The following is a 5,058-nucleotide window of genomic DNA, read 5'->3' as shown; positions in this document are numbered from 1 at the left end:
CGCTTAGAAAACTTACATCACCGCGGGATCGCTCCCTTCAGCTCAGTAAGTCAGCACAGACACCAAACAAGCTCGCGCTCTCTGGCGGTGTGCCCCGCACAGCCCCTTCCGGGAACCGCGCAGACCAAAGAACATAGCACTACTCACCCCCCATAGCGCAACCCCGACGAGGATCAGCGCTGCTTCAAGGCCTCGGTCCAGGGCAAAAAGCGTTGCAATTGCTGGTCTGAGCCCGCTGCAAGCACAGGAAAACCCACTTCGGCCATGTCTTCAAACGTGGTCAACGCCGAAGGATCACGGTCGAGCCAAACGATCGGACAACCCAATTCAGTGAGAACCAGCCAGGCGGCCGCGAGGTCCCAGATCTTCGGTGTGGCTTCAAACGCAGCCACGGTCTGCCCCATCGCCACACTCACCAGGTTGAGGCTGGCCACCCCCAACAAACGGATCTTGCCCGGGAAGCGCTGATCCGGTCGGCGCTGCAGGATCCGAATCGAACGGCTGCAGAGCGACACACACTGACTGGTGGCCTCGATTCGCGTGGCAGGCGTCAACGGCTTGCCATTGCGCCAGGCCCCTTGGTCGCGAATGGCCACGATGCGTTGATTCAAGGCCGGCACATCCAGGAAGGCTTCCTGGGGTTGGCCATCGACAAAGCGCGCCACCGAGATCGCCCAATAGGGGATGCCAGCCGCAAAGTTGGTCGTGCCATCGAGGGGATCGATCACCCAGTACGCCTGGGACTCAGGAACCCTCTGGGATCCTTCTTCACTGAGAACGCCCTCCCCTGGGGCAATGCTGCCAATTCCCTCCACCAGTGCCGCATCACTCCAGCGATCGCAGGCGGTGATCAGCGTTCCATCCGGTTTGACATCAGAAACGATGTTGCCGAAGTCCTGGCGCTGACGCGACGCCACCCGATCCAGAAGCAGATGAATGGCGTTGAGCTGATCAGGCTGGAGGGGCTTCGTCACCAGAGCGGCTGAACCGGAGATGCCTCCACTGTGGCCAATCCCCCGACCGGGCAAACCGACGGCAAGCGCGTGGGCTCAATCGGAATCGATGGACCCTGCGTTTCCGGCTTCGTGCCCGACAGGCTCACGGGCGTGCAGAGCTCCAAAGCATCCAAGCCCGTGCGACGGCGCAATTGCGCCAGGCTGGTGTTGTACAGGTTGATCGCCTGGGCATAGGCCAGTTCGGCTCGGGTGAGGTCCCGCTGGTTGTCGACCACTTCTCTCTGGGTGCTCACGCCGGCCTGGACGCGCAGCTGGGAGAGCCGCAAGGACTCCCGTGCCGTCAGCACACGACTTGACGTGGTCTCAATGTTCTGAATTTCCTTGCGCTGGTTGATGAAGCTCTCCTCCACCTCCAGGCGAATGCGATTCCTCGACGACGCAAAGCGTTGGCGGCTCTCTTCGGCCGCATGCTTGGAGCGCTTGTAATTGGCGCGAGCTCGACCGCCATCAAACAAGCGCCAGCTGGCCCGCAGGGAGGTGGCGTTGTCCCATCCCCAGCGGTAGTCGTCCATATCGACGGCGCTCCAGGACTTCGTTCCCCCCTGGCCATCCTCGCGGAAGGTGCTGGTGGTGTTGACGAAGCTGAGGACAGGTTGAACAGCTGCCAGTGAGGCATTGGCCTCACTGTTGTTGATCGAGATGTCGAGGATCAGCTGATCGAGTTCCTCGCGGTAGTTGTAGGCCGCCAGGATGCTCTCTTGAAGGGAAGCTTGCCAAAGCCCAAGGGGCCGTGCCGGAGTGGCCGCCGTCGGTGTGATGTCCTGGGGAAGCGACAGCAGCGATGCAAGGTTGCGTCGGCTGAAGTTCTGCCGGGCGAGGGCATCTGCGAGCAATTTGCGGTCATCCGCCAGCTGCGTCTCAGCCTCCAGGACATCCAGTTTCATGTTCACACCGGCGTTGAAACGGGCCCGGGCATCACGCAGGCTGATCAACGACGCACGGACAGAGGCCTGACCGATCCGCACCGCTTCGTCGGCTTCCTGCAGTGAGAAATAGGCCGTTGACGTATCGAGACGCAGATCGCGGAGGGCAATCAGGTAGGCATCCCGGGACTGCTCAAACCGATCACGGGCTGCCGCGATCTCCGGAACACGGGAGGGATCGATGATGTTCCAGCTGACGCTGACGTTCGCGTCAGCCCGCCATTGCTTGGAATAAAACTCGTTCTGGCCGTCGACGGTGCGCTCAGGGGTCACCACTTGACCAAAGGGACCCGTGACAGCAGGGATCGTCCGCTTCGTGAAGTCGGGGTTGCGGAAGCTGTAGCTCTTCAGGTACTGCGGTAACCCGTTCGCGGAGAGGTCAACGGTGGGATACCAAGAGGAAATCGCCGCGCGCAGGGACGACTTGGCCTGATCCACCTGGCTGGCGGCGGCCTTCAGCACCGGACTGTTGACCTCGGCGAGTTGCAGGACCTCCTCCAAGGTGAGTGGACGCAGCTCATGGATACGCACCTGCTGGAGCTGGTCGGGTAGCGCCAGTGGTGGTGGCGCCGTCAGGGGCTGCAACGACTCAGGCAGATCCGTCGCCGCGGGAGCCAAGGCATCGGGATCGGCTTTTGGACGCTGCCCCTTGGTGTCCGTGGCCAGCGGAAGCGTCGCCTGATCGATCAACGCCGATTCTGTGACCTGCTCCTCCGAATGCCCCGGCATCCCTGTTGTGGCCAGAAGACCTGCGACCAGACAAACACCCGCAGAAATCCGACGCACAACAACACGCAATCTGCCGGGAGCTTAGGAAATTTCGCCTACTTGTCCGAGGACAGAGGCCACGATGTCAGCCGCCCCATGCACAATCCGAACCGGAACGGGAAGCGCCTGCCGCAGCTGTTCGAGGGTCATGTCGTCGAGGAACACCGGCTGCCCCTGGCGCAGCATCACCGACGGCAGCAGCAGTTCATCCCCGAGATCCTGCCCAGCAAGCCCCTCGATCAAGTCTTGACCGGTGAGCAAACCGGTGACCACTTGATCCTGTCCCCAGTACGGACTGGGCAAACCGCAGAGGCGTAACTCCACACCCTCAATGCCATTGAGGCGATCGGTGACGGGCTGGAGAGCCGTGGCCACGATCTTGCCCACCACCCAGCTGCAGCGCCGCGGCCGATCCACGGACCTGGGGAGGTCAGTGGTGGCCTGGTCCAAGGCTTCGAGAAAAGCGCGGATACTGCCAACCCCGTTTTCCTGCTGAGGGAGGTCTTCGTAGTCCGGACGTGGCGGTAACGCACGGCCAGCGATCAGATACCACTCATCCGACAGCCAGGCGAAGCGGGAGCCAAGCCGCTGCTGAAACTGACGCTGCAGGGCTTCAACCCGATCAATCACGGCAGCGGCGCAGGCGGGATCCACCGGCTTCAGCCCATCGTCCGCAGGTCGGAAGCGCGTCAGACCCACCGGAACAACCGCCGCCGAGAGGACCGCCGGCCACTCGCCACCGGCAAAGGCGGCGAGATCGGTCAGGGTCCGCTCCAGATGCCCACCATCGTTCAGCCCGGGACACACCACCACCTGGGCATGAATCTGCAGATCACGCGCAGCGAACCAGGCGACCTGATCCAGAATCAAACCCGCGCGGGAATTGACCAGTAACCGGGAGCGCAGCTCCGGGTCGGTGGCATGGACCGAGACAAACAACGGCGACAAGCGCTGCTCTTCGATCCGCTGCCAATCGGCGTCACCGAGATTGGTGAGGGTGAGATAGGAGCCGTAGAGAAAGCTCAGCCGGTAATCGTCATCTTTGAGGTAGAGGCTGTCGCGATGCCCGGGCGGCTGCTGGTCGATGAAGCAAAACGGGCAATGGTTGTTGCACTGACGCAGTCCATCGAACAAAGCCTCGGTAAAGGCGAGACCAAGGCCGTCATCGGCATCTTTTTCTAGATCAACCTCGTGATGGGCCCCGGCGGCATCCCGCACTTCGAGATGGAGATCCTCCTCAACACAGAGGTAGCGGTAATCGATGAGGTCCCGTGGGCGGATCCCATTGATGCTCAGCAGCTGATCACCGGCTTCAAAACCAAGCTCCTCTCCGATCGAACCGGGTTCCACGGAGGCCACCACCGCAGGCTGCGGCTGGCGAGCGCTGCTGTCTGGATCCAGGGCCGCCACGGCGACCCCAGCCGAGGGCTCATTCCACACCGGGACTCAGGCGATGGTTCTTTCAGTGTGCGCCGTCATGCCCCCACCAGACCAGCAGCAGCACCCCGAAGACCAAGCGATAGCCGACAAACACCCATGTGCTGTGGCGTTGCAGAAACTTGAGCAGCCAGTCGATCGCCACCCAAGACACCACCGTGGCCGAGAGGATCCCCACCAGCAAGGGGAGCGGACCGGCCGAACCGGCTGCCGCAACGGCACCCTTGAGCTCCACCAAACCCGCCAGGCTGATCGCCGGAATTCCTAATAAAAAGGAGAACCGGGCGGCATCGGGGCGCTTCCAGCCATCCAACAGTGCTGCCGTGAGCGTGCTGCCGGAGCGTGACACCCCGGGAATCAACGCGAGCACCTGGGCGACTCCCACCAAAAGACCGTCGCGCCCGCTGACCTCAGCGAGTTGTTTGCGGCGGGGGCCGAGCCGTTCGGCGATGGCCAGCAGCAGCGCCATCACGATCGAGACCACGGCAATCGCCGGCACACTGCGCAATGGGGACTGCTCGTAGGCCTCAGCACCGAAGAGCTTGATCGCGACACCCACCAGCAGGATGGGCACGGTGCCAATGGCCATGGCGATTCCCAAACGCGCTTCGGGTTCTCTCCACTGACCGTGGCGAATGGCACGGGCGATGCCTTGCAGCACCTGGGCAAGGTCAGCCTTGAAATACGCGATCACGGCCACGATGCTGCCGAGCTGAATCGCCGCCGTCACCGAGACGCCGGGATCCCCCCAGCCCAGCAGCACCGGAACGACCTTGAGGTGGGCCGTGCTGCTGATGGGCAGAAATTCAGTCAGGCCCTGGACGACCCCGAGGATGAAATTTCTCCAGCAGGCCTCCCAGAGGCCAAGCGCTGAAGCTGGATCCGCCATGAGTCGTTCCACAACGGGATGACGC

Annotated in this window: 4 protein-coding genes; all 4 read right to left on the bottom strand. The window is 62.6% G+C overall.

The features are described 5' to 3' along the window. Nucleotides 1-173: 173 nt before the first annotated feature. The 4 genes from ACGVKB_RS10395 to ACGVKB_RS10380 all read right to left on the bottom strand — a co-directional run bounded on the left by ACGVKB_RS10395 (nucleotide 174) and on the right by ACGVKB_RS10380 (nucleotide 5,033). The gene (locus tag ACGVKB_RS10395; protein WP_392351666.1) at nucleotides 174-977 is read right to left on the bottom strand and encodes an inositol monophosphatase family protein; all 804 of its coding nucleotides are present in this window, start codon (nucleotides 975-977) and stop codon (nucleotides 174-176) included. Beyond that, nucleotides 971-2,668 (bottom strand): TolC family protein, encoded by a 1,698-nt coding sequence (locus tag ACGVKB_RS10390; RefSeq protein WP_392351665.1) that lies wholly within the window; start codon nucleotides 2,666-2,668, stop codon nucleotides 971-973. The genes ACGVKB_RS10395 and ACGVKB_RS10390 overlap by 7 nt, the downstream gene beginning before the upstream one ends. An 81-nt stretch (nucleotides 2,669-2,749) precedes the next feature. Beyond that, a complete protein-coding gene (locus ACGVKB_RS10385) occupies nucleotides 2,750-4,147 on the bottom strand; it encodes a TIGR03279 family radical SAM protein (protein WP_392351663.1) in 1,398 nt (465 codons plus the stop codon). A gap of 22 nt (nucleotides 4,148-4,169) precedes the next feature. Then, nucleotides 4,170-5,033, bottom strand: coding sequence for an undecaprenyl-diphosphate phosphatase (locus ACGVKB_RS10380; RefSeq protein ID WP_392351664.1), 864 nt, complete (start codon nucleotides 5,031-5,033; stop codon nucleotides 4,170-4,172). Nucleotides 5,034-5,058 lie beyond the last annotated feature (25 nt).

Source organism: Parasynechococcus sp. (genome assembly GCF_042954325.1).
In the GTDB taxonomy this organism is placed as follows: domain Bacteria; phylum Cyanobacteriota; class Cyanobacteriia; order PCC-6307; family Cyanobiaceae; genus Parasynechococcus.
This window is presented reverse-complemented; position numbering and strand designations above follow the sequence as displayed.

Bases quoted from the DNA above. Each gene is read 5' to 3' on its own strand.
- ACGVKB_RS10390 (WP_392351665.1), bottom strand. From the start codon at position 2,668: ATGCCGGGGCATTCGGAGGAGCAGGTCACAGAATCGGCGTTGATCGAT.
- ACGVKB_RS10380 (WP_392351664.1), bottom strand. From the start codon at position 5,033: ATGGCGGATCCAGCTTCAGCGCTTGGCCTCTGGGAGGCCTGCTGGAGA.